Annotated in this window: 24 protein-coding genes and 2 pseudogenes; 16 read left to right on the forward strand and 10 right to left on the reverse strand. The window is 70.7% G+C overall.

All coding sequences use genetic code 11. The annotated features are described in order from the left end of the window. Positions 1-135: 135 nt before the first annotated feature. The 3 genes and pseudogenes from K7640_RS31035 to K7640_RS27015 all read right to left on the reverse strand — a co-directional run. Positions 136-189 (reverse strand): annotated as a pseudogene (locus K7640_RS31035) (hypothetical protein); the annotation flags it as partial. A 114-nt stretch (positions 190-303) separates the two neighbouring features. Next, positions 304-990 (reverse strand): helix-turn-helix domain-containing protein, encoded by a 687-nt coding sequence (locus K7640_RS27010; protein ID WP_222957746.1) that lies wholly within the window; start codon positions 988-990, stop codon positions 304-306. 316 nt (positions 991-1,306) lie between these two features. After that, on the reverse strand, positions 1,307-1,690 hold the full coding sequence (locus tag K7640_RS27015) for a helix-turn-helix transcriptional regulator (protein ID WP_222957747.1): 384 nt from the start codon (positions 1,688-1,690) through the stop codon (positions 1,307-1,309). 88 nt (positions 1,691-1,778) lie between these two features. Here K7640_RS27015 and K7640_RS27020 point away from each other — a divergent pair, with 88 nt between their 5' ends. The 7 genes from K7640_RS27020 to K7640_RS27050 all read left to right on the forward strand — a co-directional run bounded on the left by K7640_RS27020 (position 1,779) and on the right by K7640_RS27050 (position 6,993). Further along, on the forward strand, positions 1,779-1,928 hold the full coding sequence (locus tag K7640_RS27020) for a hypothetical protein (RefSeq protein WP_222957748.1): 150 nt from the start codon (positions 1,779-1,781) through the stop codon (positions 1,926-1,928). Positions 1,929-1,941: 13 nt separating this feature from the next. Next, entirely contained in the window at positions 1,942-2,190 is a 249-nt protein-coding gene (locus K7640_RS27025) for a hypothetical protein (RefSeq protein ID WP_222957749.1), read from the forward strand. After that, the gene (locus tag K7640_RS27030; protein WP_222957750.1) at positions 2,187-3,431 is read left to right on the forward strand and encodes a M28 family metallopeptidase; all 1,245 of its coding nucleotides are present in this window, start codon (positions 2,187-2,189) and stop codon (positions 3,429-3,431) included. The genes K7640_RS27025 and K7640_RS27030 overlap by 4 nt, the downstream gene beginning before the upstream one ends. 8 nt (positions 3,432-3,439) lie before the next feature. Next, complete coding sequence (locus K7640_RS27035; RefSeq protein WP_222957751.1) at positions 3,440-3,769, forward strand: helix-turn-helix transcriptional regulator; 330 nt, start codon at positions 3,440-3,442, stop codon at positions 3,767-3,769. Then, complete coding sequence (locus tag K7640_RS27040; RefSeq protein ID WP_222957752.1) at positions 3,769-4,263, forward strand: GNAT family N-acetyltransferase; 495 nt, start codon at positions 3,769-3,771, stop codon at positions 4,261-4,263. Before K7640_RS27035 ends, K7640_RS27040 begins: the two co-directional genes overlap by 1 nt. A gap of 76 nt (positions 4,264-4,339) precedes the next feature. Then, on the forward strand, positions 4,340-5,749 hold the full coding sequence (locus tag K7640_RS27045) for an FAD-dependent oxidoreductase (RefSeq protein WP_222957753.1): 1,410 nt from the start codon (positions 4,340-4,342) through the stop codon (positions 5,747-5,749). Next, positions 5,749-6,993: an MFS transporter gene (locus K7640_RS27050; RefSeq protein WP_222957754.1), complete on the forward strand. Its 1,245-nt coding sequence runs from the start codon at positions 5,749-5,751 to the stop codon at positions 6,991-6,993. The genes K7640_RS27045 and K7640_RS27050 overlap by 1 nt, the downstream gene beginning before the upstream one ends. A 277-nt stretch (positions 6,994-7,270) precedes the next feature. On the opposite strand, the gene K7640_RS27055 is transcribed toward K7640_RS27050, so the two are convergent. Beyond that, the gene (locus K7640_RS27055; protein ID WP_222957755.1) at positions 7,271-8,032 is read right to left on the reverse strand and encodes a hypothetical protein; all 762 of its coding nucleotides are present in this window, start codon (positions 8,030-8,032) and stop codon (positions 7,271-7,273) included. Between the two features lie 230 nt (positions 8,033-8,262). On the opposite strand from K7640_RS27055, the gene K7640_RS27060 reads away from it, so the two are divergent. Then, entirely contained in the window at positions 8,263-9,276 is a 1,014-nt protein-coding gene (locus K7640_RS27060; RefSeq protein WP_222957756.1) for an acetamidase/formamidase family protein, read from the forward strand. Positions 9,277-9,379: 103 nt separating this feature from the next. Here the strand turns inward: K7640_RS27060 and K7640_RS27065 are convergent, their stop codons facing one another. Together K7640_RS27065 and K7640_RS27070 are read right to left on the reverse strand one after the other, a co-directional pair. Then, complete coding sequence (locus K7640_RS27065) at positions 9,380-12,049, reverse strand: DUF6493 family protein (protein ID WP_222957757.1); 2,670 nt, start codon at positions 12,047-12,049, stop codon at positions 9,380-9,382. Next, a complete protein-coding gene (locus K7640_RS27070; RefSeq protein WP_222957758.1) occupies positions 12,042-13,388 on the reverse strand; it encodes an SWIM zinc finger family protein in 1,347 nt (448 codons plus the stop codon). Before K7640_RS27070 ends, K7640_RS27065 begins: the two co-directional genes overlap by 8 nt. A gap of 818 nt (positions 13,389-14,206) precedes the next feature. On the opposite strand from K7640_RS27070, the gene K7640_RS27075 reads away from it, so the two are divergent. Further along, positions 14,207-15,253: a DUF808 domain-containing protein gene (locus K7640_RS27075; RefSeq protein ID WP_222957759.1), complete on the forward strand. Its 1,047-nt coding sequence runs from the start codon at positions 14,207-14,209 to the stop codon at positions 15,251-15,253. A gap of 45 nt (positions 15,254-15,298) precedes the next feature. Then, a complete protein-coding gene (locus K7640_RS27080; protein ID WP_222957760.1) occupies positions 15,299-15,946 on the forward strand; it encodes a CocE/NonD family hydrolase in 648 nt (215 codons plus the stop codon). Between the two features lie 193 nt (positions 15,947-16,139). Here the strand turns inward: K7640_RS27080 and K7640_RS27085 are convergent, their stop codons facing one another. Next, the gene (locus K7640_RS27085) at positions 16,140-16,979 is read right to left on the reverse strand and encodes an SDR family NAD(P)-dependent oxidoreductase (protein WP_222957761.1); all 840 of its coding nucleotides are present in this window, start codon (positions 16,977-16,979) and stop codon (positions 16,140-16,142) included. 157 nt (positions 16,980-17,136) lie between these two features. On the opposite strand from K7640_RS27085, the gene K7640_RS27090 reads away from it, so the two are divergent. Both K7640_RS27090 and K7640_RS27095 read left to right on the forward strand, forming a co-directional pair. Next, positions 17,137-17,502 carry a nuclear transport factor 2 family protein gene (locus K7640_RS27090; RefSeq protein WP_255610039.1) on the forward strand — a complete coding sequence of 122 codons (366 nt, stop codon included), beginning with the start codon at positions 17,137-17,139 and terminating at the stop codon, positions 17,500-17,502. Between the two features lie 188 nt (positions 17,503-17,690). Beyond that, positions 17,691-18,491, forward strand: coding sequence for a MerR family transcriptional regulator (locus tag K7640_RS27095; protein ID WP_255610040.1), 801 nt, complete (start codon positions 17,691-17,693; stop codon positions 18,489-18,491). Positions 18,492-18,500: 9 nt separating this feature from the next. Here K7640_RS27095 and K7640_RS27100 read toward each other — a convergent pair whose 3' ends face one another. Both K7640_RS27100 and K7640_RS27105 read right to left on the reverse strand, forming a co-directional pair. Continuing rightward, entirely contained in the window at positions 18,501-21,038 is a 2,538-nt protein-coding gene (locus K7640_RS27100; RefSeq protein ID WP_255610041.1) for an excinuclease ABC subunit UvrA, read from the reverse strand. Between the two features lie 67 nt (positions 21,039-21,105). Then, complete coding sequence (locus K7640_RS27105; protein ID WP_222957763.1) at positions 21,106-21,636, reverse strand: pyridoxamine 5'-phosphate oxidase family protein; 531 nt, start codon at positions 21,634-21,636, stop codon at positions 21,106-21,108. A 462-nt stretch (positions 21,637-22,098) separates the two neighbouring features. On the opposite strand from K7640_RS27105, the gene K7640_RS27110 reads away from it, so the two are divergent. Then, positions 22,099-23,130 (forward strand): hypothetical protein, encoded by a 1,032-nt coding sequence (locus K7640_RS27110; protein ID WP_222957764.1) that lies wholly within the window; start codon positions 22,099-22,101, stop codon positions 23,128-23,130. Positions 23,131-23,472: 342 nt separating this feature from the next. Continuing rightward, positions 23,473-23,634: pseudogene (locus K7640_RS27115) on the forward strand (ArsR/SmtB family transcription factor); the annotation flags it as partial. A 37-nt stretch (positions 23,635-23,671) separates the two neighbouring features. Here the strand turns inward: K7640_RS27115 and K7640_RS27120 are convergent. Beyond that, positions 23,672-23,803, reverse strand: a complete 132-nt coding sequence (locus tag K7640_RS27120; protein ID WP_308042772.1) for a sigma factor — start codon at positions 23,801-23,803, stop codon at positions 23,672-23,674. 119 nt (positions 23,804-23,922) lie between these two features. On the opposite strand from K7640_RS27120, the gene K7640_RS27125 reads away from it, so the two are divergent. Further along, complete coding sequence (locus K7640_RS27125) at positions 23,923-24,291, forward strand: DoxX family protein (protein WP_255610050.1); 369 nt, start codon at positions 23,923-23,925, stop codon at positions 24,289-24,291. 325 nt (positions 24,292-24,616) lie between these two features. Continuing rightward, a complete protein-coding gene (locus K7640_RS30445; RefSeq protein WP_255610051.1) occupies positions 24,617-24,847 on the forward strand; it encodes an MMPL family transporter in 231 nt (76 codons plus the stop codon). Positions 24,848-25,390: the final 543 nt, after the last annotated feature.

Genomic DNA, 25,390 nt, shown 5'->3' on the forward strand with positions numbered 1-25,390 from the left:
TCGATGTCGTCGCGGATCGGCCGCACGTCGGCCACATCGAGGCCGGCGCCCGTCGCGGTGGTGACCCTCGACCCGGGCGAGAGCCCGTAGCCGCTGGCGGGCGAATCGCTCGGCGAGCAGCGGCAGGTAATTCGCGATGCTGGCGGCGGTGGCGAACTGGTCGTAACTGCTGCGCAGGAACCGCTCGATGGTCTCGGTGCCGTAGCTGCCGTCGGAACTCCACCCTGAGCCGGGTCGCGGCGGTGTGCAGGGCGACCTGCTGGTCGAGGATGATCTCCTGGTGGGGGTGCGCGGTGGTGTCGGTCATCGGGGACCTCCGGGCAGGACGGCGGGGGCGAGCCGGTCGACGCGGTCGGCCAGGTCGGCGTAGGCGGCCTCGAACGCCTCGTCGGTGTCCACGCGCACCGGGTCCGGGACCGACCAGTGCAGGCGGGGGCGGAGCGGGCCGGTCAGTTCCTCATGGGCGTTGTCACAGACGGCGATCACCAGGTCGTCGCGACGGACGACATCGACGACGTGGGCGGTGCCGGTCGGGTCGAGGTCGAGGTGGTGGCGGTGGGCCACGGCCACCGCGCGGGGGTGCACCCGGGTGGCGGGCTTCGTGCCGGCGGAGGCGACGTCGCCGTGGGCGCGCTGCTTCCACAGCGCGGCGGCCAGCTGCGAGCGGGCCGAGTTGTGGGTGCACACGAACACCACCCGGCCCACGCCGGCCAGCCGGGGGGTGACGAGAGCGGCCAACGCCTCGGGGCGGAGCCGAAGGTAGGTGCGGCGTCGGTCGCCCTCGGAGCGGCCCTTGATGACCAGGCCGGCGTCGGTGAGGACCTTGACGTGGTGGGCGACCAGGTTCGTCGGCATGTCGAGCGTGTGGGCGATCTCCCCGGGGGAGGCGTCGCCCAAGGTGAGCGCGTCGACGATCGCCAGGCGTGCCGGGTCACCGAGGGCGGCGTGGATGCGGGCCCGCCCGTCGAGGGAAAAACGCTCAGCGTTCATTGAGTCAACTATCGTTGAGTAAAGTTGCTGAGTCAAGCCGGGCTGGTGAGGGCCTGGATCTCGCCGAGCCAGTCTGGGCGTCCGGCCTGGGCTACCTGGGGCTGGACTTCCAGCGATCCTTCGCCTCGAACACCGTGCGCGGCGTCGGACGTGGCGCCGCGCACGTCATGGCAACCTTCCGCACGCGTGGACCGGCGTCCGCGTCCGTCGCATCAGGCACGCCACACGGCCTCGAGTGCCCAGCGTCCGACGCCGCCCGTACCTGCCGATCGAGCTACGGATGGTGCCGGCGGTTGACGGCGATGGGGGGGCGAGGTCAGGCCTTGGCCGCGGCCACCGGCTCGATCGACAGCAGCGCGGCGAGCTGGCGCAGGATCTGCGGTCGAGCCCGGTAGTAGACCCACGTGCCGCGCCGCTCGGCGTCGACCAGGCCCGCCTCGCGCAACGTCTTCAGGTGGTGCGAGATCGTCGGCCCGGTCAGGTCGAACGCCGGCGTCAGGTCGCACACGCACGCCTCCCCGTCCTCGGCGGAGGCGATCATCGACATCAGCTGCAGCCGCACCGGGTCGCCAAGGGCCTTGAATGCGGGCGCGAGCACCACGGCCGTCTCGGCCGGAACCCGACGCTGCGCCAGCGGAGGGCAGCACGGCGCGTCGGCGTTCAGATCGACGACGGGGAGCGGCGCCTGTTGCTTCGACATTCCTCTAGGTTGACATCTCTCTAATCAGCGTGCAAGTGTCTGATTCGACGGACGTCAAGACAGGCGTTCCGAGGAAGTGAGGACGAGCATGTTCGGCTCCACCCGCCGCTCGCGCAGATCCCTGCCCGGTGTCCGCTTCTGCGACTCCTGCGCCCAGGTGTCCACCCCTGCCCAGCGCGCCGAGCACCGCTACGACACCACCCGCGCCGCCGTCTACACGCTGATCAGCCCCCGTTGAGGAGATGACCGACATGAGCGAGAACACCTCCACCGCCGGCGGTTTCACCGGCGACCCCGCCGCGGCCCTGCAGATCACCGGCTCCGGCGCCTGCTGCGGCAGCCCGGCCCAGGCCGTCGGCGGCATCCTCCCGCCGGCCGGCGAAACCGCCAGCGGTGACCTGTGCTGCGGGACCCGGCAGGCCGCCCAGGCGGCTGGCTCGTGCTGTGGCACCGAGGCGAAGGCCGACGCCGTCGTCACGGGACAGGGCTGCTGCTCATGACCAGCTCAAGCAACCTCGCAGACCTGCTCGAGCAGGTCAGCGCCGACCGGATGACCGCCACCATCGCCACCCTCGCCTCCGACCCACTAGCCGGCCGGCGGGTCGGCTCGACGGGCGGGGCCGCGGCCCGCGCCTGGCTCGTCGACCAGTTCACCGCCCTTGGCGCCGACGTCCACACCGAGGAGTTCCCGGTCCGCGCCGTGCCGCAGGTATATGAAGCGCCGACGGTCACCTGGGGCGATGGGGGCCGCACCGACGAGTTGGTGTTCGGACGGCAGGTCGCGATCCACCCGGCCTCCGCCGACACGCCGGACATCCGTCGGGGCACCCTCGGCGTCGCCGGCAAGGACGACCCGACGGGGCGGTGGCTGGTCGTGCCGGCCGACATGAGCCTGTTCGACGCCTACCGCGACACCAACGGCGCCGCCGGGTTGCTGGTCCGCCGCCCGGTCGACGCCGAGGGCTGGCAGTTCACCATGCTCGCCGGCCCGGACCCGGGGCCACTGCCGGTGCTGACCCTCGACCCGGGCACCCACCACGCCGTGCTCACCGCCGCCACCACAGCAGCCAGCTGGCTGGCCGGCACCACGCCGCTGCGCCGCGACGACGTCACCGGCGCCAACATCCACGCCCGCCTGCGGCTGCCCGTCCCGGCCGGCGCCGACCTGCTGCTGACCGCGCACTACGACGGCGTTGGCGACCACCCTGGGCTCCGCCTGCCCGGCGCCTCGGACAACGCCACCGGCGTCGCCGTGGTCCTCGAAGCCGCCCGCGTTCTCGCCACCGCGCTCCCGGCGGGTGCGGGACTGTCCGTGGCACTGCTCGACGGGGAGGAGGTCGGCGCTCTCGGCTCCGCCCACCACGCCAGTCAACTCCGCGCCGCAGGTGTCGCGCCGCTGGTCATCAACGTCGACGGCGCCGGCCGCCTGGAGGGGGCGGCCGCAGTGGAGGCCGGCGGCCCTGCCCACCGTCTCCTCGCCCTGCTCGACCAGGCCGGGCGCCACACCGCCATCCCCCTGACGGCGGGCCCGGTGGCGTCGGACAACCGCCGCTACGGCGGTGCCGGTTTCGCCACAGTCGGGATCGGTGCCGGCATGGGCGGCTACCACAGCCCCGCTGACACCCCCGACAAGGTCGACCCCGCCACTCTCAGCGCCATCGCCCGCCTCGTTGTCGCGACCGCTCACCTCGCCGCAGCGGCACCCGCTACACTTCCATCGCAAATCGGCGATAAACGATAGATGGAGTGATGGTGGGCGACCTCCTCGACCGGGACACCGCGCAGACCTACGCCTCGTGGTTCCGGGCCCTGGCAGACCCGACCCGGGTGCAGATCGTCGAGTACCTCGCCCGACACGCCCGGCCGATGAGCGTGGGGGAGATCGTCGTCGCCGTCGGGCTCGCCCAGTCCACCGTCTCCCAACACCTGAAGATCCTCACCGAGGTGCGGTTCGTGCTCGTCGAGCCGGTCGGCACCGCCCGTCACTACCGCATCAACGACGCCTGCGTCGGCTGCTTCCCCTCCGCCGCCGACGTGGTCATGGGCCGCCCGGCCCCCAACCCGAAGGGAGCCTGCTGATGGTCGACATCACCGTCCGCCCGATGACCTCGGACGACGCCGATCGTGTCCTCGCCATCTACCAAGCCGGCCTCGACGGTGGGAACGCCAGCTTCGAGACCGTCGCCCCGACCTGGGCGGCATTCGACGAGGGCAAGCTGCCTGATCACCGCCTCGTGGCTGTCGACGCGGACGACATCGTGGTCGGGTGGGTGGCGGTGTCGCCGACGTCGAGCCGGGCGGTCTACGCCGGGGTGGTCGAGCACTCCGTCTACGTCGACCCCGCCGCCCAACGGCGTGGCGTGGCCCGGCTGCTGCTCGACGCGCTGATCGCCTCCACCGACGCCGCCGGCATCTGGACCATCCAGTCCGGCGTCTTCCCGGAGAACACCGCAAGCCTCGCCCTGCACCAGCGGGCCGGGTTCCGCGTCATCGGCGTCCGCGAGCGGGTCGGCCGGCACCACGGCCGGTGGCGCGACGTGGTGCTGCTCGAGCGCCGCAGCCCCGCCATCTGAACCCGTTCGACACCGCATGCCTCAGCACCCCTGCACCTTCTTGATTCGACGATTTTCAACACAGAGGAGTTTTCCGATGACCGTCCTGGACGAGCTGCCCGTCGTGGTGATCGGCGCGGGTCCGGTGGGCCTGGCCGCCGCCGCCCACCTGCACGAGCGTGGCCTGCCCTTCCTTGTGCTGGAGTCCAGCGACACCGCAGGCGCGGCGGTGCGGCAGTGGGGGCACGTGCGGGTGTTCTCCCCCTGGCGCTACAACGTCGACCCGGCCGCCCGCCGACTGCTCGACGAGGCCGGCTGGGTCGCCCCGGCCGAGGACACCCTGCCCACCGGCGCGGAGCTGGTCGCCGAGTACCTCCAGCCTCTCGCGGAGCTGCCGCAGCTCAAGCCGCACCTGCGCTACGGCGCCCGGGTGGAGGCGATCAGCCGCCTCGGCCTGGACCGGCTGCGCACCGCCGGCCGCGAACAGACACCGTTCCTGATCCGCCTCGCCGACGGCGACGAGCTGCTGGCCCGCGCGGTCATCGACGCCTCCGGCACCTGGGGCACCCCCAACGTCCTTGGCGCCTCCGGCCTGCCCGCCCGCGGCGAAAAGGACGCGGCAGCCTTCCTCGATCACGCCCTGCCCGACGTGCTCGGCGCCGACCGGGACCGGTTCGCCGGCCGGCACACTCTCGTCGTCGGCGGCGGCCACTCTGCCGCGAACACCCTGCTCTCCCTGGCCGAACTGGCCGCCGCCGAGCCGGGCACCGACGTGACCTGGGCGATCCGCTCAGCCAGCCCGGCCCGCACCTACGGCGGCGGCGACGCCGACGCCCTACCCGCCCGTGGTGCGCTCGGCTCTCGGCTGCGTGACCACGTCGACGCCGGCCGCATTCGGCTGCTCACCGGCTTCTCCGTGCACGCGCTCACCCCGACCGACGGCCGCGTCGCCGTGGTCGTCCGCCACGCCGACGGCACCGACGAGTCCATCACCGTGGACCGCATCGTCGCCGCCACCGGCTTCCGCCCCGACCACTCCATCGCCGCCGAGCTGCGCCTGGACCTCGATCCGATCATGGGCGCCACCCGCGCCCTCGCCCCGCTGATCGACCCGAACGAACACTCCTGCGGCACCGTGCCCCCGCACGGCGCCGACGAACTCGCCCACCCCGAGTCCGGCTACTACGCCGTCGGCATGAAGAGCTACGGCCGCGCGCCCACCTTCCTCATGGCCACCGGCTACGAGCAGGTCCGCTCCGTCGTCGCCGCCCTCGCCGGGGACTGGGACGCCGCCCGCGACGTCCAACTCGACCTGCCCGAAACCGGCGTCTGCAACAGCAACCCCGCCGACTCCACCGGTACCGACAGCTGCTGCGGCCCCACCCCGGAGCCGGCCGCCAAGGGGCTCGCCACCGGCATCTCCGGCGGCCTGCTCTCCGCGCCGCTCAACCTGATCAGCCTCGACACCCCGACCAGCGGCCAGGCCGGCGGCTGCTGCGCCAGCTGATGACCACCACCACGGTGGCGCCCGCCGAGCCCACGGTCGGCGGGCGCCGCGGGTGGCGCATCGTCGCCGCCCTCGCCATCACTTCCACCATCGGCTACGGCACCCTCTACTACGCCTACGCGGTCCTGCTCGGCCCAATGGCCGCCAGCCTCAACGCCTCCACCACGGCTGTCACCGGCGCCCTCACGGCCAGCGTCCTCACCGGCGCGCTGATGGCCATCCCCGTCGGCAGGTGGCTCGACCGGCACGGCGGACGCGGCCTCATGACCATCGGCTCGATCACCGCCACCGCACTCCTGATCGCCTGGTCCCAGGTCCACACCATCGGACAGCTCTACTCCGTCATGATCGGCATCGGGATCACCGGCGCGATGGTCCTCTACGAACCCGCCTTCGCCGTCATCGTCTCCTGGTTCACCCCCGACCGACGGCCCACCGCGCTGCTCGCCGTCACCGTCGTGGCGGGGTTCGCCAGCACCATCTTCATGCCACTCACCGGCCTGCTCGTCGCGCACCTCGGCTGGCGCGACGCGCTCCTCACACTCGCCGTTGTCCACGGCGTCGTGACGGTGCCGCTGCACGCCCTCACCATCCGGAAACCCCCGCACGCCTCGGTCCTCAGCCCCGCGCCGCGACCGGACCCCACCCTGCGACGTATCGCGGCGCGCGCCGCCTCGCGCGACCCTCGATTCTGGATCCTCGCCGCCGCCCTGATCGCCCACGGCGCAGCCACCAGCATCATCGGGGTCCACCTGATCGGCTACCTCATCAGCCGCGGACGCCCCGCCACCTTCGCCGCCACCGCAGCGGGCCTCCTCGGCGTCCTGTCCGTCACCGGCCGACTCGTCCTCACCGGCGCCCGACGCCGACTGCCGGTCACCACCATCGTGGCCGCGGTCTTCACCATCCAAGCCGTCGCCGTCTTGGCCATGCCCCTCGCCGCCGGTTCCCGCGTCGGAGCAATCGTCACCGTCACCGGCTTCGGGCTCGGGTTCGGTATTGCCAGCCTCGCCACCCCGGCACTCCTTGCCGCCCGCTACGGCACCACCGCCTACGCCACCATCGCCGGGCGACTCACCGCCCCCGTGACCACCGCCAAAGCAGCCGCACCCCTGTTTGCCGCCACGCTCCTACCGCACGGCGGCTACCACCTTCTACTCGCCGCTGTCACCACCGCGTGCCTTCTCGCCGCCGTCGGCATGCGGGCCGTCGGGGAGGGCACGGAGAACGTCCCGCTGACATGAGCCCCAATTTTCGCCAGCCGCTCGTCCTGCAGGGCGTCAGTTGCAGGTCATCCCTGATGACAATGATGGATGTCCGGATGCCGTCGTCCCTCCGAACGACGATGATTCGGCGCGTGGCCGACAGGATCGGTGCTGATTGCGAGGTTGCCCGGCCGGATCACTACCTCGCCGGTCGGCCCGGATGTGATTTGTCCCAGCCCTGGCTGAAGGTCGGCTTCGAAGCCCGGCAGCTTCAGCCGTATGAGCGACGGTAGGAGCACAGCGACCGCGACGAGCCTTACCAGGATGGGCGTGATGGTGGTGACCGACCTCGACCAGGCTCTAGCCGGCGACCGGCCCAGCGGGCCAGCAGGTTCAACCCCAGGGCGTAAGCGGCGGCGCTAACCAGCAGGGCGGCGCTGGCGCCGCGCCCCCAGTCACCCACCGGCACGGGCGGTACGGACCAGACATCCGTCGACAGTCCGGCCAGCGCGATCGCCGTGCCGGCCGCGATCGGTGGGACGGCCCACAACAGCGCGTACGGCGCGTCGAACCGGTCGTCCTGCAGCAGCCCGACCAGGGTGGCGGCGAACCAGCCGAGCAGGAGTAGGAGCACGAGCGGCCAGCGCGTCGCGGGTCGCCGCAGGCGCTCCCGGAGCAGCGCGCCGAGGCCGACGCCGGCAGCGGCGTAGAGCGGGTAGGCGGCCATCTCGCACAGGAGGACCCGCACCAGGATCGGGTCATCGAGTGCCGGGGCCGTGAAGTAGACGCCCTCGCGTGCGCGGGCGAGCGGGTAGGCGACCGCGACGGCCATGCCGGCCAGAAGCAGCGCGAGCGGGACCGCCACTACCAGCGCCCTGGTCTGTGTGTTGCGGCTGGCGAGGGCGGCGCCGGCCAGCAATGCCAACACTTGTCCGCAGAGGACGCCGGAGGTGTACTGGAAGATGCGCGTGGTGTGGAGCAGCTCGTACTGCTGTGCGTCACCCTGCGCGTCGTAGTTGACCCAGAAACCGTAGAACGCGTCGTTGAACGGCATGGCCACGAGCACCAACAGCGCCATCGCCGGCACCGACCAGACAACCGGATGCGTCACGGCACGCCGGAGCGCTGGTAGACGACCGTCTGCCATCCCCGGGCGCATCCGCCAAGTCTGCGCGTCCCGGCTGCGGCCGACAAGCCTGCGCGTCATCGGTATGGTGCGGGTTCGCCATCCTGCTGCAGGTCGTGATCAACGCCCCGGTAGCAGCACAGGTGCTCGGCTTCGACCACCGACCGCGACGAGGAGTTGCCATGACCGAGGTCGTCACCTACCGGCCCGAGCCGGCGGAGATGTCGTACACCTTCGGCGGCCGGGAGCCGGTCCTGCGGGTCCGGCCCGGCACCGTCGTCGAGCTGTACACCGAGGACTGCTACGGCGGCCGGGTGCGTGGCATCGACGACCTGCCCTCACGGGTGTGCGAGTTCCCCTACCTCAACCCGGTGACCGGGCCGATCCACGTCGAGGGTGCCGAACCGGGGGACACGCTCGCGGTGCACGTGGTGGCCATCGAACCGGCCCGGGACTGGGCGGTCTCCAGCACCTTCCCGCACTTCGGCGCGTTGACCGGCACGCACACCACGGCCACGCTGCACCCTCCGCTCGACGAGCTGGTCTGGATGTACGACGTCGACGTCGCCGCCGGCACCGTGACGTACCGGGCCCGGCGCGGCGACTACACGGTGGCGCTGCCGCTGGACCCGATGCACGGGACCATGGGGGTGGCGCCGGCGGCGTTCGAGTCGCGGATGACGATCGTGCCAGACGCCCACGGCGGCAACATGGACTCACCCGAACTGCGGGCCGGCGTGACCGCGTACTTCGGGGTCAACGTGCCCGGCGCGCTGTTCGCGGTGGGCGACGGTCACTGCCGGCAGGGCCACGGCGAGGTGTGCGGCACCGGGGTCGAGGCGGCGATGAACACCACGCTGATTCTCGACCTGGTGCAGGGCGTGTCGACGCCGTGGCCGCGACTGGAGTCCGACGACGCGCTGATGAGCACCGGCTCGGCCCGGCCGCTGGAGGACGCGTACCGGATCAGCCAACACGACCTGGTCACCTGGACGGCCGAGCTGACGGGGTTGGACCAGCTCGACGCGTACCAGTTGGTCAGCCAGGCCGGTGAAGCGCCGGTGGGTAACGTCTGCGACCCGAACTACACGATGCTGGCCCGGGTGGCCCGGCGCTACTTGGGCGGGGTGACCGCGTACGACGGTGTTCACGCGCGGTTGCGTGACCTGGGTCGGGCACACCTGGCCCACCGTTGACCACCGCCGATACGGCCTCGCTCGCACCCGTCTTCCGATCCTCGAAGCACCGCACCTGCCGGTGCCGTTCTGCAGCCAGCTCAAGCGTCCGATCCCCAAGAGGTCAGGTCGCCATGAGCGCGGCGAGCCGACGGGCGGTCACGGCGAGGCGGCTGCGGCCGGGCTTGGCGGCCAGCGCGGTCAGGCCCGGCAGGTCCGCCGGGTGGCCGCCGTCGGGAACGGCGCTGGCGGCGAGGTCGACGAGATCGGGCAGACCCCCGCGCGGTCCGGCGGGCAGGAGGATCCGCAGCGCCGCCGACGTCACCTGCCAGACCGCATCGCGGGCACCGGCCTTGAGCGCCTCGGCCAGGGGCTGGACGACCCGCTGCAGCACGATCCGGTTCGTGGCGGCGAGGGTGCCGACCTCCGCGCCGACGCCGGTGCTGTCCCAGTCCGGGCGCGCGGCGAGGGTGATGAGCGCGTCGGCGGCCGCCAGCCGCACGGTCTGCCGGTGATTGGCGAGCGCGTACGCCATCGTCAAGGACATTGCCGGACCGGCCGGGCCGTCGGCCGCTGCCAAACCGGTGAGGAAACCCATGCCGGCGTTGCCCTGATCCACCCTGGCGGCGACGTGGGGCTGAAGGTGCGCGGCGATCGCCTCACGGTGGGACGGTGCGATCATCGGCCACAGGTCCAGGGTGCCGACCAGCGAGGGGGGCCTGGCCCGTGCGGAGGCGCCGCGCGGATCGGCGAGCTGGGCCGGCAGGCCCGCCGGGTCCAGCATGGCGATCCGCCGACCGCCGGTCTCCTCGACCCACGTCTTCGGTTCGGGTCCGGTGGCCAGCCAGTCGGCGAACCGGCGCCCCGCCGGCGAGACCAGGCGGGTGGCGGCCGTCTGGACGGCAACGTCCACCTCGCGCGGCAGGCGCAGGATGGCCTGCGTCAGGTCGGCCTCGCCGGGCTGCCAGCCGTCGCGTTCCGCCTCCTGCAGCAGGCGGAGAACCCGGGCCGGGTCGACGTGTCCGGCGACAGTGTCCGGCGTGGCCAGCAGCGCCACCGGCGGGGCACTGACCAGCAGCGCGGTGAGCTCGGTGAGACGGCGTTCCACGAAGACCGTCATCGGATGCGGTTCCGGGCGGTACGACGTGTGGTACCACCCCCGGTCGGGGGGCGCGTCCCGCTCGATGGCGGCGGCGACCAGGGCCGGCCAGAGCCCGGGCCATTGCGGAATCAGCGGCTCCAGCACCCGAGCGGCCTCGGCCCGGTCGCCGCGTGCCGCCCGCACCAGCCCGTCGAGCACCAGCTCGTGCCGGATCGGATCGTCGTCGCCCCGGCGCAGCAGGATCGCCAGCTCCCCGGCCAGCGGGCCGAGATCCAGCGGCGGCGGCATCTCGGCCGGCGTCTCCGCGACGAGGGTAGGGGCGGGCGCGGGGGCGGGGGGCGCGGCGCCGAGTAGCGCGGCGAGTCGTTGCGCGACCACACCGTCCAGTGCGGGCACCTCGGCCCGCAACCGCTCGCGCGCTGCTTCCGACAGGGTTGACAGCCGCCCCTGGACCAGGTCGGCGGTGCGTTCGGCGAGCTCGGGCACCGGATGGTGTAGCCCGACGACCAACCCCTCCAGCAGGTCCTCCAGCGGAAGCCTGTGCAGCCAGGCAAGGTGTGCCCGGACCAGCTTCTTCTCCTGGCGGGCCAGCATGCTCTGGGTGATCTCCGCCAGCGTGACCTGATCCAGCGCGGACGCCCGATGCAGCGCCTGCAGGGAGGTGTACGCGAAGTTGGCAACCGTCGACATCTCTGCCGTCAGCAGGCCGGTCAGCTCCTGTCGGTGCCTGGCCAGCTCGTCGGTGCCCGGCGACAGCTGCTTGAGCAGGTCGAAGTACGGCTGCAGCAGTCCCTTGCGCCCGCCGGCACGCAGGCGGCGTAGGCAGCCCCGGACGAGCACCTCGCGGTCGATCCGCCCGCTGGCCGTCAACTCCATCAGCGCCGGCGGCCAGTCACGGCGGGCCACGCTGGTGACGAACGCGGTGGCGACCCGGTCGTCGTCGAAGAGGTACGGCAGTACGTGATCGAACCACGGGTCGGCGGCCAGGAAGGAGGCGAGCGAAGGGCGCCACATCTCCACGTACCGTGCGACGGCGCCGGGGGTGTCCGGTGGCTCGGCGCCCACGGCCCGCATGAGCGCCTCGGTGAACGGCCACGGGGTGAACCGACTGCGGGATCCGGCGCGCCGCGCCATGCCGCGGGCCAGGGCAGCCCCCCAGGTCGCGCCGCGCACGCGCAGCAGACCGGGCACCATCTCGGGCACCACCCGCAGCCACGGGCCGGCGCCCCACGGACGGTGCAGGCGTCGGACCGCGTCTGTCGCCGTCGGCATGCACGCCACGACGGCCATCGCCAGAGCCTGCTGGCGGCGCTCGGTCAGCCGGGTGGCCAGGCGGGCTGCCTCCCACTCGAGCTGCCGCTTGTTGCTCGCCCACCGGCGCTCGCGGTCGCGCAACCGCTGGCGGGCTACGTGCGCCCGGATGCCCTCGAAGTCGCGGGGCGGCGGGCCGTCGTCCGCGGAGAGGACGAACCCGACGACGAAGGTGCCAGAGGTGGGCAGTTCGGGCTCGGGCTCGGGCTCCGGCGGTGGCGGGACGACCGGCTCCGGGACGGCGCGGGTCGGGGTGTGCGCCTCCAGCGACGGCAGCAGCGCTGCCCGTCTGTCGGCGTCCAGACCGGCGAGCAGGTCGGCGAGCGCGTCGAAGTCCGCGTCGTCGATCCGTGCGCACACGTCGCGCCAGAGGTCACCCACGCTGCTCTCCCGTCTGCCCGAAGATCATCGCCGCCACGACGTGCTTGCACGGTCCCCGCCGGCCTTGGTGCTCGACCCACCAGGCGCAGGTGCAGGCGTACTCCTCACCGCGCCGATGGACGAGATACGTGGACTCGCCGGAGGTCACTTCGATGCCCGCTGCGCTCACCACCACCCCGCCCGTCGTCGTCAGCAGCCGGGCCGCGGCAAGCCGAGGGTGCAGCGCGGCAACCAGATCGGCCCGGTACGGCAGCGGGCGGTGGAACGACGACGCCTCGGCGACGTCGTACCCGACCTGGCCCGCGGTGGCCAGCGCGGCGAGGGCGGACGTGGCCCGTCCGGCATCCCACCCGGTACGCGCGGCGACCGACGCGCGATCGATGACCGGGTCGACGGCCAGCAGCGCATCCAGTGCGTCGGCGTCAGCGACGGCGGACCCGGACCCGAGGTCGGCCAGCAACTGACCGTCGCCGGCGAAGCCCTGCCTGACGGCGGTCGACAGCAGCAGCGTGAACCGGGCCGTGCCGAAGTCCAGCACCCAGCCACTCACCTCGGCGGGCGCGCCACTGACCGGCGGTGCGTAGAGGGTCACTGTCCGCGCCAGGGGAAGGAGCGGCCGCAGCACCGACAGCCGGAATCCGTCGGCCACGCAGACGGCGCCGGACAACGGCCGAGTGGTGGACCGCCACCCGGACCCGGCCGGCACCAGCCAGCGCGCCTGCCGGCCGGTGCGCGCCGACATCTCGGCCAGCAGCGCGACCGCACGCCCGGCGCGGATCTCCAGCCGTGGATCCATCGGCAGCGCGTGCGCCGCCACCTCGGCCAGCCCGCGCAACCAGCGCGCCGGCAGTGGCACCCGCTTCTCGACGACCTTTCCGTCGAGCGTCGACACGGCGAGCTCGTCCTCGCCCACCGACAGGCGCAACGGGTCCTCGCCGCCGACCCGGGTCAGCGCCTCGTACAGCTCAGGGTTGATGTCCACGTTGGTGGTGCCGCGGCCGACCGTCGCACCGTCGAGCTCGGCGGCGGCCAGGTCCAGCCGGCCGTACAAACCACCGCACGTCGACAGCGCCTCGAACCGCAGCCGCTCGCCGTCGCCGGTGACCACCGGGTCACGCCCGGCCGTGCTGCTGCGGACCGGCCGGAAGTCCGCGCCCGCGATGTCGGCCAGCGCCAGCAGGCCACCGGCGACCACCCGCGGCGTACGCACAAAACCGGCGAAGAAGGTCTGTTCGTCGACCCGATCCGGCGCCGACGTGGCGAGGGCCAGGTTGCCATCGGCCAGTCCGGATGGTTGGCGGTAGATCCGGGTGTCCACGGCGGAGGCCGTCGCGCTCAAATCGCTGATCCTTCCAGGGGCACCGCTCGGCGATCCAGCGAATCCTGCCACGCGACGTTCCCACCACGCTGTCCCGCGCGGCCAGCCGGGCGAACCTAGGCCGCCGGCCTTATCTGACCGTCAAGTAGCCGCTGACAAAGCGCGGCGTCCGCAGGTGTTCGTCACCGTCCGTACCCAACGTCGGATCGTTCGCTGCGTGCCGTCGGGGCGGCTGGTCCTGCTTCAGGCAGACCGTCCCGGGCTGACCGTGTGGATCCCAGTGGGGGAGCACGGTGGGAGCAGTCGGGTGCACTGAACGGTGTTCAACCGCACTCAACGGCACCGAACGGCGCCCAACGGCCTACGCCCCAACCTGAGGTCTTGCGTGTGCTTGCGCACGGAGCCGTCTTCCGTGTGAGCGCCTTCACAGCGGCTCTCATTGAAGGCTCCATAGGGAGAGTTGGAAGGGGTCCTCGCCGCAGGTGAGCCAGGTGCCGTCGCCGAGGGCCATCGGGTCTTCCGAAACGGGCTTCGGATACTCCATCTGGCCGAGGATGTTGCCGGATGCCGTGTCGATCAGCCAGTGCCGGGTCTCCGCACTGCTTTCGATGGTGCTCGCGACGATCGTGTGTTCGTTGACGAAGCCGCACCGGTAGCCCCAAAGGGCTTCGTCCTCGGCCTCTGCAGGCGTATGCGGCCGGGGGAGGGGGAGCGGATGGGAGCAGACGGGTGCACTGTCTCTCGCCCGATATACGACCGGGCGGTGGCGTGCCCGCGCACAGGGACCTGAGCGAGAATGGGCCAGTTCGAACTCTGCGCAACCCTGGAAGGACCCTCCCTTGGCCAGTGGACTCGTAGCCCTGCTGGATGACGTGGCGGCCCTGGCCCGTGCCGCTGCAGCGTCGATCGATGACATCGGGGCGGCCGCCGCGAAGGCCGGCACCAAGGCTGCGGGTGTCGTCGTCGACGATGCTGCCGTCACGCCGCAGTACGTGCGGAGCCTGGCGGCAGAGCGCGAGTTGCCGATTATCAAGCGCATTGCCCTGGGGTCGCTGCGCAACAAGTTCTTTATCATCCTGCCGGCGGTGCTGCTGCTCAGTCAGTTCGTGCCCTGGCTGCTCACTCCGATCCTCATGCTCGGCGGCGCCTACCTCTGTTACGAAGGCGCGGAGAAGGTGTGGGCCAAGATCGCCCATCACGATGCCGACGGCGCGGGCGAGGAAACGGTGCAGGACGAGACGACACTGGTGTCCGGGGCGGTACGAACCGACCTGATCCTTTCGGCGGAGATCATGGTCATCACCCTTAACGAGGTGATCGATGAGGCGTTCTGGTCCCGCCTGGCGATCCTGGCTGTCGTCGCCGTCGTCATAACCGTCCTGGTGTACGGCGTGGTGGCCCTGATCGTGAAGATGGACGACGCCGGGCTGCGCCTGTCGCAACGTTCCGGCGCCGTCGCCACGTTCGGCCGCGCTCTAGTGAGGGCGATGCCGGTGGTTCTCACCGTGCTGACGGTAGTCGGCACTGCGGCGATGCTGTGGGTGGGCGGGCACATCCTGCTGCTAGGTACGAACGAGCTGAACCTGCACTTCCTGTACGAGGCCGTGCACCACGTGGAGGCCGAGGCCCACAACGCCACGGGTGTTCTCGGCGGGCTCGTCGGCTGGCTCGTCAACACGGTGGCCAGCGCGATCCTCGGGCTGATCGTCGGAGCGTTGGTCGTGGTGGTCATGACTCTCACGCTCCACCGCCGCAAATCCAAGGCTGCGGCTGCGACTGCGGCGGCCACGACTCGTACTGACGGCACCATCCCCGCGCCGCCGAGCCGTGCAGCTCGGCGGCTCGAGCGACCGAGAGTCCCCGGCTGGGGACGATCAAAAAGGTAACGGGCGGCGGTCGCGCGCGGCGAGCAGCCGGCCGACCGGGCACCGGTGCGGTTGTTCGTGATGGGCGTCAAGCAGTGGCGTGACTTCGACCAGTGGCCGCCGGCGGGGTACCCGCAGCAGCGCTGGCACCTGCGCTCCGGCGGCGCGCTGGAGCGGGATGTGAGCCCGGCCTCGCCGCCGAGCACCCTCACCTACGACCCGAACGACCCGACCCCGTCGGTGGGCGGGCCGAAGCTGGACGGTAACGGTCCCGGCCCCAAGGACAACCGGTCGCTGGAGAAGCGGGCGGACGTGCTGACCTTCACCTCACCGGTGCTCGAGTCCGACCTGGAGGTCGTCGGGCAGGTCACGGCGCAGGTGTGGCTGCGCGCCGACCGGCCCAGCAACGACCTGTTCGTCCGGCTGTGCGACGTCGACGAGCGCGGCAAGTCGATCAACGTGTGCGACGACCTGGTCACCGTTCGGCCCGACGGCACGACCGAGGCGACCGTGGAGCTGTCACCCACCGCGTACGTCTTCCGGCGCGGTCACCGCCTGCGCGTTCAGGTGTCCGCCGGGGCGTTTCCCCGGTTCGCCCGCAACCTCGGCGGGGACGAGCCGGTCGCGACCGCCACGACCGCCCACGTCACCCACCTCGAGATCCTGCACGATGGCGCTCACCCCTCCGCGATCCTGTTGCCGGCGAAGGCCTGAACCCGGTCCTCAAGTCCCTGCGCAACGGCATGGAGGCCGAGTCGGCGCCGCGGATCCGGATCCGGCGGCTGGCGTGTTCGATCACCGTCAGGACGTACAGCCTGGCGCCGGTCAGGGTGGTCGTCTCGAAGCAGTCTGCGGCGCCCCCAGCCCCGGCGGCCGGGCGCGAGGGGGCACCCGGCCCGCCGGTTCGTCAGGCCGAGGGAAAGTCGGCGCCCCGGGACAGCGCCTCGGAGGACCGAAGGTCGCGGAGCGTGGCCTCCAGCGCGTCGATCGCCGAGTCGAACCCCTGACCGCCGAGAACGAGACGATGAGGAGGTGTGTCGTGGGCCATGGCTGCCATCACCGCGCGAACCCCGCGCTCGGGGTCACCCGGCTGACGACCGTGTTGTTCCATCATGGCGGCACGAACCTGCTCGAGCACGGGCCGGTAGGCCGGGATGGTCTCCTCGACGGGCTCGTTCGAGAAGCCGGCGTAGGCGCGGGTCCGGAAGGCACCCGGCTCCACCGCCATCACCCGGATGCCCAGCGGCGCGAGCTCCCCGCGGAGGACCTCGGTGACCCCCTCCAGCGCGAACTTGCTGGCGCTGTAGTAGCCGAATCCCTCCACCCCGCGCAGCCCCGCCACCGAGGACATGTTGATGATCCACCCCGTACCGCGGGCCCGCATGCCGGGCAGGACCGCGCGGATGACCGACAGCACCGCGAAGAAGTTCAGTTCGAACATCCGGCGCACGTCGGTCTCGGCCATTCCCTCGATCGAGCCGGTCCAGCCTCGGCCGGCATTGTTGACCAGCACGTCGATGCCGCCGAAGTGCTCCTCGGCGGCCCGCACGGCCTGCTGGACCTGCTTGTCGTCGGTGACGTCCACGGACAGGACGAGGACCCGGTCGCCGTACGGCTCCGCCCAGGCGTCGAGCTCGTCGGGTCGTCGCACCGTCAGCGCCACCCGATCGCCGTTGCGCAGCGCCGCCTCGGCGTACGCGATGCCAAATCCGCCCGGCGTACCGCCGGTGATGAACCAGGTGTTCATGTCGCCTTCCCTTTCGTCGGGTCACGGGCCTTTCCGGCAAGGTTCGGCTTTCCCCCCGGGAGAGGGTCAAAGATTGCGGACCGTGACGGTGATCTCCGGTACTCTCGATTTCACGACGCCTTGACCCTCCCCCGGAGGGAGACCTGAGGGTGGGGGCATGGAGATGAACTCGAAGCGGGCAACCGCGGTGAACTGGGACGATCTGCCGGCGGTGATCACGGGGTTCCTTTCCGCGCATCAGGCCCGGGAGGCGGACGCCGCCGTCGGCGCGTTCGCCGCGGACGCGGTGGTGACGGATGAGGGCCGTAGCCACCGGGGTACGGCGGAGATCCGGAACTGGCTGGTCAACGGGGGAAGTGAGTACACGTACACCACGGAGTTCGTCGATGCTCACCGGGTCGGTGCGGGGCGGTTCGACGTGGCGCAGCACCTGGAGGGTGACTTCCCGGGCGGCGCCGCGGACCTGCGCTACCGGTTCGTCCTGGCCGGAAACCTGATCACCCGGCTCACGATCGAACCGTAAGCCCGGTATCGCTCGGTGGAAGCCTGCTCCGCGACATGGCGCCGCTGTCATCATGGGGCTGTTCGGCGCGATCGCGGCATCGGGATCGGAGCCGGACTCGACCGGTTGTGCGAGTCCGGCGCCCCGGCGTACGGAACGATGAATTGCACGCCTGGTGCGAGACGGGCGCGGTGATGATGCGAAAAGGCTTGACCATCGGCGAGTTCGCCACCATGAGTCACCTGAGCGTGCGAACCCTGCGCCGGTACCACGAGGCCGGGCTGTTGGCGCCGGCCACCGTCGACCCGTACACGAGTTACCGGTACTACCAACCCGATCAGATCGCGACCGCGCAGGTCATCCACCGGCTCCGCCAGCTCGACGTGCCCCTGGCCGAGGTCAAGTCGATCCTCGCCACCGACGACCCGGAACGGCGCACCGAGCTCATCGCGGGCCACCTACGGCGCCTCGAGGCCGAGCTGGACCGCACGCGAGCCGCCGTCGTGTCGCTACGCCAGCTGCTGCGTCCGGACGCGGCCGCACCCGAGATCGAACTGCGTTCCGTCCCCGCTCGGACCGCGGTCGCCATCCGCGCCCAGGTCGAACAGGAGAACGCGCTCGCCTGGTTCGACCTGGCGATGACCGAGCTGGACGAGTCCTTCCCGCCGACCGAGCGCACCGGGCCCCCCGGCGGGCGGTACGCCAACGAACTGTTCACCGACGGCATCGGCCTCATGACGGTCTTCCGGCCGGTCCGCAGCCCACGCGCGAGTGGCCGGATCGAGGTTGTCGAGTTTCCACCCGCCGACCTCGCCGTCACGGTCCACCGGGGGCCACACGACGACATCGACGTCACCTACGGCCGGCTGGGTGCCTGGGTCGCCTCCCACGCCCTGGGTGTCGATGGGCCCGTCCACGAGACGTACCTCGTCGGACCGCGCGACACGGGGCACGCCGAACGGTGGCGGACCGAGATCGGGTGGCCGGTGTTCCGCATTGCCTCCGGCTGACGGCCCCCGTCACCGACTCACGGGCGGCGACGGCGCAGGGTTGTGCCTGTTCTCCCGCACCTGCAGCAGCGGCCGGCCCGCCGCGTACCGCCGGAGGAAACCGGCGGTCGGGGTGTCCGCCCTCGCGACGGCGTCCGGGGTGCCCTCGGCGAGCACCGCACCCCCGTCCGGACCAGCTCCCGGACCCAGGTCGATCACCCAGTCCGCCGACGCGGCGAGAGGAATGTGATGTTCGGCCACGACGACCGTGTTGCCCGAGTCGAGCAACACATCGAGCGCATCCACCAGACGCTGGATGTCAGACGGGTGCAGGCCCGAGACAGGCTCGTCGAGAACGACGATGCCGGCCTTGCGGCTCGCAGCGCCGCGCTGGATCGCGGCTGCCAGCTTCAGCCGCTGCGCCTCGCCGCCGGACAACTCTGTGGCGCTCTGGCCGAGTTGGAGATAGCCAAGCCCCACCTGGTTCAGGGCACCGAGAGTCTTTGCGAGCTGCCCTGGCTCGGAGAACTGCTCCACGGCCTCGGCTACGGTCAACTCCAGCACCTGATCGATGGCCAACCCCTGATACCTGATCGCCAAAGCCTCCGGCTGGTAGCGCCGGCCCTCGCACGCGTCGCAGACCACCCACACATCGGGCAGGAAGTGCATGTCGACCAGCTTGCGGCCATAGCCGGTGCACGTCTCGCAGCGCCCGCCACCCGCGGTGTTGAAGCTGAACCAGGACGCACTCACCCCGCGCCCACGCGCCATGCCGGTCTCGGCGAACAGCTTGCGGATAATGTCGAACGCCTTGCTGTACGTTGCCGGGTTGGACCGCGGCGTCCGCCCGAGCGGTTCCTGATCGACGACGGCGACCCAGCTGAACCCATCGAGGCCGGTCACCTTCCGCACCGTGTCGGTCGCCGTTCCGGTCAGGGCCGCCGCCACGCTCGCCCCGAGCGCGCCGAGTAGGCTGCTCTTGCCGCTGCCACTCACCCCGGTCAGGCAGGTGAGCCGACCGGCGGGGAAACGCACCAGATCCGCGGTCACGTTGTGTGCACGCAGACCGTGCAGCTCCACCCAGCCGGTGTCATCCGTGGCCTGGCGGCGGGTCCGGTGCAGCTGCGGCCCTTCACCGGCCAGATATCGGCCAGTCAGCGACGTCGGATGGGCGACCACGTCGGCGGGAGGCCCCGACACTAGGATCTCACCCCCGAAGCGGCCCGCGCCGGGCCCCAGATCGATCACCCAGTCGGCCCGGGCGATCAGCTCAGGGTCGTGCTCGACGAGGAGCACCGTGTTGCCAGCCTCGCGCAGCTCCAGGGCGACGTCGAGCAGCTGCGCCTTGTCCGCCGGATGCAGTCCCGTCCCGGGCTCGTCCAGAACGAAGATGATGCCGCTCAGCTCGGTGCTGAGCTGCGCGGCGAGCCGGGTCCGCTGCAACTCACCCCCGGACAGCGTCGCCGCGCTGCGGGACAGCTGGAGATGGGCCAGGCCGAGCCGGTCAAGGATGCCGAGCCTGCGCTCGAGGTCCTGCAGCAGCGCCTCACCCACCTCGCGCTGCCGCGCGCCCAGGTCGTCCGCGACGCGCTTCGCCCAGCGGCGCACCTCCCGTACTTCCACCTCGAGCAGGTCGGGATACGTCAGCCCGCCGAACCGCACGGACCGGGCCACCTGGTCGTACCCGCTGCCGCCGCAGGTGCCGCAGGGCTGCTTGCGCATGTACGGCAGGTAGCGCTGCTTGGCGCTGGACGTCTGGGCGTTCACGAATACCCGTTCCACCTCGGCGAGCGCGCCCCGCAGCGGCTGGCTCGAGGTGTAGGTCACCAGGGCCGTCTCATTCTTGTTCGTCATGTCGACGGTCGCCTCGATCTTCTCGTCACCCGTGCCGTACAGCACGCAGTGACGGAACTCCTCAGGCAGCGACTGCCACGACCGGCCGAGGTCCACGCCCCGCTTCTCGGCAAGCGCCGGTACGAACGCGTGCTCCCCCGACCGCCACTTCGCGTACCAGGGCGAGGCCCCCTCGAAGAGCGGACGATCCGGGTGAGTGATGACCAGGTCCTCCTGCGCCTGCCAGCGTCCGCCCACCCCGTGGCAGTCCGCACAGCTCCCTTCCGGGCTGTTGCGGTCGAAGTGGGCGGTCGTCAGATGCCCGTCCCCACTGTCGGCCGCCGGGTCTGCGTCGATGCCCGGAAGGCGCGAGTACAGCAGCCCCAGGTGCCCGTCGATGCCGGTGATCGTCGCGACCGTGGAGCGGGGGTTGCGGTTCAGACGGCGCTGGTCGACCGCGAGCGTCGCACCGAGGCCCAGGATCCGGTCGACCTTCGGCCGATTGCGTTGGGTGATGTACTGCCGCACGAACGGCGAAAGCCCTTCCAGATACCGCAGCTGGGCCTCGTTGTGCAGGGTGTCGATGGCCAGCGAGGTCTTGCCGCTGCCGCTCACTCCGGTGAAGGCGACGAGCTGCCCCTTGGGGATACTCACGGACACGTCCCGCAGATTGTTGGTGCGAGCGCCCACCACGTCGATGGTCTCGCCTCCCGTGCTCGCGCCGTCCCGTGTCAATGCAGTCAACCTTCGTCCGCCCTTTCGCTTGTGGCCGGTTCCCCCCCCAACGTGGCCCGTGCTGGGGTCAGGACTGGGAGGCTGCAGTGAGCTTTGCGATGTCGGGGGCGTAGACAGTCATCCAGTGCGGATGCAGCCGGTAATAGACCACGTCGTTGTCCCAGTCGAAGAAGTCGTGGCCGTAGAAGTCCTTCAAGTACGCCAGCACGTCCGGCCAGTCCGCGGCCGGCTCCCCGTCGTGTGGGTTGAGGATCTCCACCTTGCCGTGCGTGAACACGCCCAGGTCCTCACCGCGCATGTGCGCGGCGCTGGCTGCTGGCCGTGCCGCGAGATGGCGCGCCTTGACGGCGCCGCGCGCCGTGCCGAAGTACCACTTGCCGTGCAGGAAGTGCCCGTCCACACCGCTGATTCGCGGCTCGCCCTTCGCCGTCACGGTGGACAGGGCAAGGGTGCACATGCCGGTGAGGATCCGGGTGAGCTGCTCCGCGGTCAGAGTGCGCTCGGTGTTGATGATCGAGCGGAGGTGCGAGGCGGAGCGGGAGAGGGAAGCGTCAAGGAGGGCCTGAAGCTCTGTGAGATCTTCTGGGGTTTCGCGCATGGAGGTCCTTGTCTGTCTGTATCTATCCGTGGTGTCCGGTCCACGCCCACCATCGGCGCCGACCGGTGAAACCATGCTCGCCCCAAAACCTGACGCCTTGTGTCATATTTCTCCGTCCGTCTTGTCGGACGCCACCCGCCCCCTGTCAGTCAGGGTGAGCTGAGGCAGCGGCGGAAGAGAACGGTGTAACTCGGGTTGTTGAGGGCTACTTGCGGCCTGTGGTGAGGCTGCCTTCGAAGGCCACCTCGAAGGCGTTCAGGGCGGGTTTCCAGCGCATGCCTCGACCGCGCCAAGGATCCTGAACTCCACTATGGAACCTTTCCGATTGCCCGCCGTTCGCCACTATGCCCACATGAATCGACAGTGGACAGCCAAGGGGTCAGGCTGGGCAAGTGCAAGGTTTTTGCAAGCGTGTCACGTGACGGTGGGCGGAAAACTCGTTTCACTGATAGGACTCAATGCATGCGAAAATTCCTCAGCGTGCTCGTGACCGCACTGTTCATCGCCACGTCCGCGGCGACCGCCGCGCGGGCCGACGACGGGCCAGTGACCAGGGTGACGCTGACCAGCGCGAACAGTTTCCATTCGAGGGTCGAGGAGCGACTGTTGAGCAGAACGGTCACCCTCGCGGCCGGGGAGTCGCGGCATGTGCGCGGACGCCTCCAGGCGACCAGCAGTGTGACGCAGATCGTGTCGATGAACAACACCCTCAAGTGCGTCAACTCGGCCGGCGCCGTCATCGGCATTACCTCGACGTCCTCGCGTAACCACGAGGGCTCGGACACCACCTACTACGCCAGGCCCGGGCATCTGCCGATCTACGCCGACCTGCTCTTCACCGCACCAACGGCGGGAACCTACACCTGCGGAATGTATGGGTACACGGCCTCCACCTCGCTCGACGGCTACTACCTGACCGCCGTGGCGACCGACACGTGGCTTGAGGTCAGCGACACCGACCAGGTGGGTGCGCGGTGGTGGCAGAACCCGGCGTGCAGCAGCACCGGAACGTCGAGCACCTGTACCTACATCGGCGCCGGCACGTCCACGGCCTGGGTTTTCTACGACGACGGCACGCCGGTCCACAAGTGGAACGCCGCCGCCGGCGCAACGTCCGTACAGGCGCTGGCGACGCTGGAGTTGACGACGTGCTACACGGGTACCGCGTCGTGCAAGAGCGCTATCGACGCGTACGAGCAGCCGCGCGGGACGAACGCGGTGGTCGACACGCGTTTCGAGTTCATCCAGCTCGATCCGACCGCCCACACCTGCCGCACGACGAGCACCGCGACCTCCCGCAAGACGATCCGGGACGACGCGCACCACTACGTCGCGAACTTCGCCCTGACCGGTGTCCCGATCGATCCGACCTGCGGAACCCGGACCTTCATCATGCGGATCTTCGTGAAGCACGTCTCCGGCAACCCGATCAAGATCGACGGTGTGCAGGGCGCGACCTCGTTGACCAACGGCATCGCCATGAACATCTTCTGACCCACGACGCAGCACCGCATGCGGGCTGCAAGCGTTCTGCAAGCGCGCTACGCCACGGTATTCACGTTCACGCATTCGTTCGCATCGTCAACCAGGAGGCCCCTTGCGCAGACGTACTGGCTCGTGAGTTGCGTACTCGTAGCCGTCGTGGACACGACGTCAGCCGCCCAGGCAAACCGTCCGCATCGGAAGGGAAGGGACTCACCACCGTCGGCTTCGCCGCAGGCGTCGACACCGAGGCGATGAACCGGCAGTTCCACCGGCTCAGGGCGATGGCGGCCGGCTACCCGGAGGGCTCGGGAAGCACATACTTCGACGAGGCCACCGGGCAGCTGGTCGTGGGTGACCACCGCAGGGCACTGCGGCACCAACGGGGAAGAACTCGTCCGTGCCGGGCCGGCAACCGTCACCGATCTGGCGCGACGGTTGCCGGTGAGCCGCCAGGCGGTGGCCAAGCACCTCGGTCAGCTCGCCGATGCAGGCCTGATCAGCTCCGGCGAACCGTCCGGCCGGCGCCATCCCTACCGACTGGACCCAGGCTTCATTCGCGCGGCCGCGCGCGCAGCCAGGCGGCCTGCACCGCGTCTTCGGCATCGTGGTGCGAGCCGACGATGCGATAGGCCAACGACATCGGTCGGGCCCTCGAGGCCTCGAAGTGTTCGACGAGTTCCACGTCTGGTCACCTTCCCTGCGTGCCGTCCGTCAGAAGGGGCGGGAGACCACAACCCGATGAGCCGTGCACATGGGGGCACCTGTGAGCTTAATGATCGCTCGATTTCGCCGGCGCGCGTCATGATCGCCGTACTGGAGGGCGTCCTGGTCGGCGCGACCATCCTCTGCGCCCTCGCCAACGCCATCGAGGTGACCGCCAAGGTGATCAGGGCGGACTTCGTGCTGCGCAACTGCGCCGAGGTCGGGCTGTCCGCGCGGTGGATCCCGTACCTCGCGGTGGTCGAGGGGGCCGGCGTCATCGGTCTGGTGCTCGGCCTTCTCGGCGTACGCCCCTTCGGATTGGCCGCAGCCCTCGGCCTCGTCCTGTTCTTCGTCGGCGCGATCCTGGCGCACGTCCGCGCGCGGGTGTTCCACAACATCGCGTTTCCCGTGGTCTTCCTCGTCCTCGCCGTCGCCGCCGTGGGGAATTTCACGTGGACGACCGCCTGATCAGTCGCCGTGCGGCCAATGCGCTGCGGAGGCTGAGGGTCCGTGTGCCGGAGTCGCCAATCCGTGCCACTGGACGGGATGAGACGGCGACCCCTGCAGGTGCCCGACGGGGCGGGGTCCACGCCGATCCTGTGCGGCCTCAACCACCCGGCCGCGTGATGCCACCCTGTTCCGCGCCCGTAGCAGCCACTGGCAGCGATGTTCAACCATATGTTCGACTTCGCCGGGGCGGACGCGAACCTCCCGCCTGGTGTTCGTCTTCCTGGTCGCACTAGGCATCGACTAAAACATCTTCCTGGTCACCCGGGTACGGGAAGAGTCACAGCTGCACGGCCCCCGACACGGCGCGCGGACTGGACTGTCCGCCACCGGCGGTGTGATCACCTCGGCGGGTCTGGTGCTGGCCGGTACTTTCGCGGCGCTGGGATCGCTGCCGTTGGTGTTCGCGGCGCAGTTGGGGTTCGCCGTGGCGTTCGGCGTGCTGCTGGACACCATGATCGTCCGCTCGGTGCTGGTCACCGCCCTGACTGTCGATGTGGGTCGATGGATGTGGTGACCCAGCAAGCTGGCCAAACACCACGACCCCGAGCCACCTACGGGCGAGTGCGACCCTGAACCCGCTCTCCTGGGCGCAGGCAGATGACAAGCTCTCGCTGCGGACCTTCTCGCGCCGCCAGGAGGGCCCCAGTGAACTGACGCCGCATGGAAAGGCCGGCCGTACGGTGCGCGACCGGTAGGCAGCAGGGACGGGCGGTCGCCCGGTCGCCCGGTCCGTGGCACCAGGTCGTTCCCCAGCGCGTACTCCTTTCATTGCGCCTCCGTCCGGACGGATGTGGGCTTGGGGCTGACGAATGTCTGGATGCCACGCCGCGGCCGCCAGCGGCGGCCGCGGTGGCTGCCGCTGGCGGCGAAGGCCAAGCCGACCCTGATGCTGATCCGCGTGCGGTTCTCCGCTGTCTCAGTAGCTCGGTGACGTCGTCCACCGCACCCGATCAAGGACCGAGACCCTTGCTCCGGCTGGATCCCACGCCTCCTGCTCCGGTACCGGCCGGTGTGGCTTTCTGTGGTTCATCTCTTGACTTTCCCTGAAGCCGGGCGT

The organism is Micromonospora sp. PLK6-60 (assembly GCF_019890675.1).
Lineage (GTDB): Bacteria > Actinomycetota > Actinomycetes > Mycobacteriales > Micromonosporaceae > Micromonospora.

Coding starts and splice junctions, on each gene's coding strand:
- K7640_RS27040 (WP_222957752.1), top strand. CDS start 3,769: ATGGTCGACATCACCGTCCGCCCGATGACCTCGGACGACGCCGATCGT.
- K7640_RS27015 (WP_222957747.1), bottom strand. CDS start 1,690: ATGTCGAAGCAACAGGCGCCGCTCCCCGTCGTCGATCTGAACGCCGAC.
- K7640_RS27045 (WP_222957753.1), top strand. CDS start 4,340: ATGACCGTCCTGGACGAGCTGCCCGTCGTGGTGATCGGCGCGGGTCCG.
- K7640_RS27025 (WP_222957749.1), top strand. CDS start 1,942: ATGAGCGAGAACACCTCCACCGCCGGCGGTTTCACCGGCGACCCCGCC.
- K7640_RS27110 (WP_222957764.1), top strand. CDS start 22,099: ATGCGAAAATTCCTCAGCGTGCTCGTGACCGCACTGTTCATCGCCACG.
- K7640_RS27055 (WP_222957755.1), bottom strand. CDS start 8,032: ATGGCGCTGTTGGTGCTCGTGGCCATGCCGTTCAACGACGCGTTCTAC.
- K7640_RS27125 (WP_255610050.1), top strand. CDS start 23,923: ATGATCGCCGTACTGGAGGGCGTCCTGGTCGGCGCGACCATCCTCTGC.
- K7640_RS27090 (WP_255610039.1), top strand. CDS start 17,137: ATGGAGATGAACTCGAAGCGGGCAACCGCGGTGAACTGGGACGATCTG.
- K7640_RS27085 (WP_222957761.1), bottom strand. CDS start 16,979: ATGAACACCTGGTTCATCACCGGCGGTACGCCGGGCGGATTTGGCATC.
- K7640_RS27010 (WP_222957746.1), bottom strand. CDS start 990: ATGAACGCTGAGCGTTTTTCCCTCGACGGGCGGGCCCGCATCCACGCC.
- K7640_RS27105 (WP_222957763.1), bottom strand. CDS start 21,636: ATGCGCGAAACCCCAGAAGATCTCACAGAGCTTCAGGCCCTCCTTGAC.
- K7640_RS27035 (WP_222957751.1), top strand. CDS start 3,440: ATGGTGGGCGACCTCCTCGACCGGGACACCGCGCAGACCTACGCCTCG.
- K7640_RS27020 (WP_222957748.1), top strand. CDS start 1,779: ATGTTCGGCTCCACCCGCCGCTCGCGCAGATCCCTGCCCGGTGTCCGC.
- K7640_RS27060 (WP_222957756.1), top strand. CDS start 8,263: ATGACCGAGGTCGTCACCTACCGGCCCGAGCCGGCGGAGATGTCGTAC.
- K7640_RS27030 (WP_222957750.1), top strand. CDS start 2,187: ATGACCAGCTCAAGCAACCTCGCAGACCTGCTCGAGCAGGTCAGCGCC.
- K7640_RS27050 (WP_222957754.1), top strand. CDS start 5,749: ATGACCACCACCACGGTGGCGCCCGCCGAGCCCACGGTCGGCGGGCGC.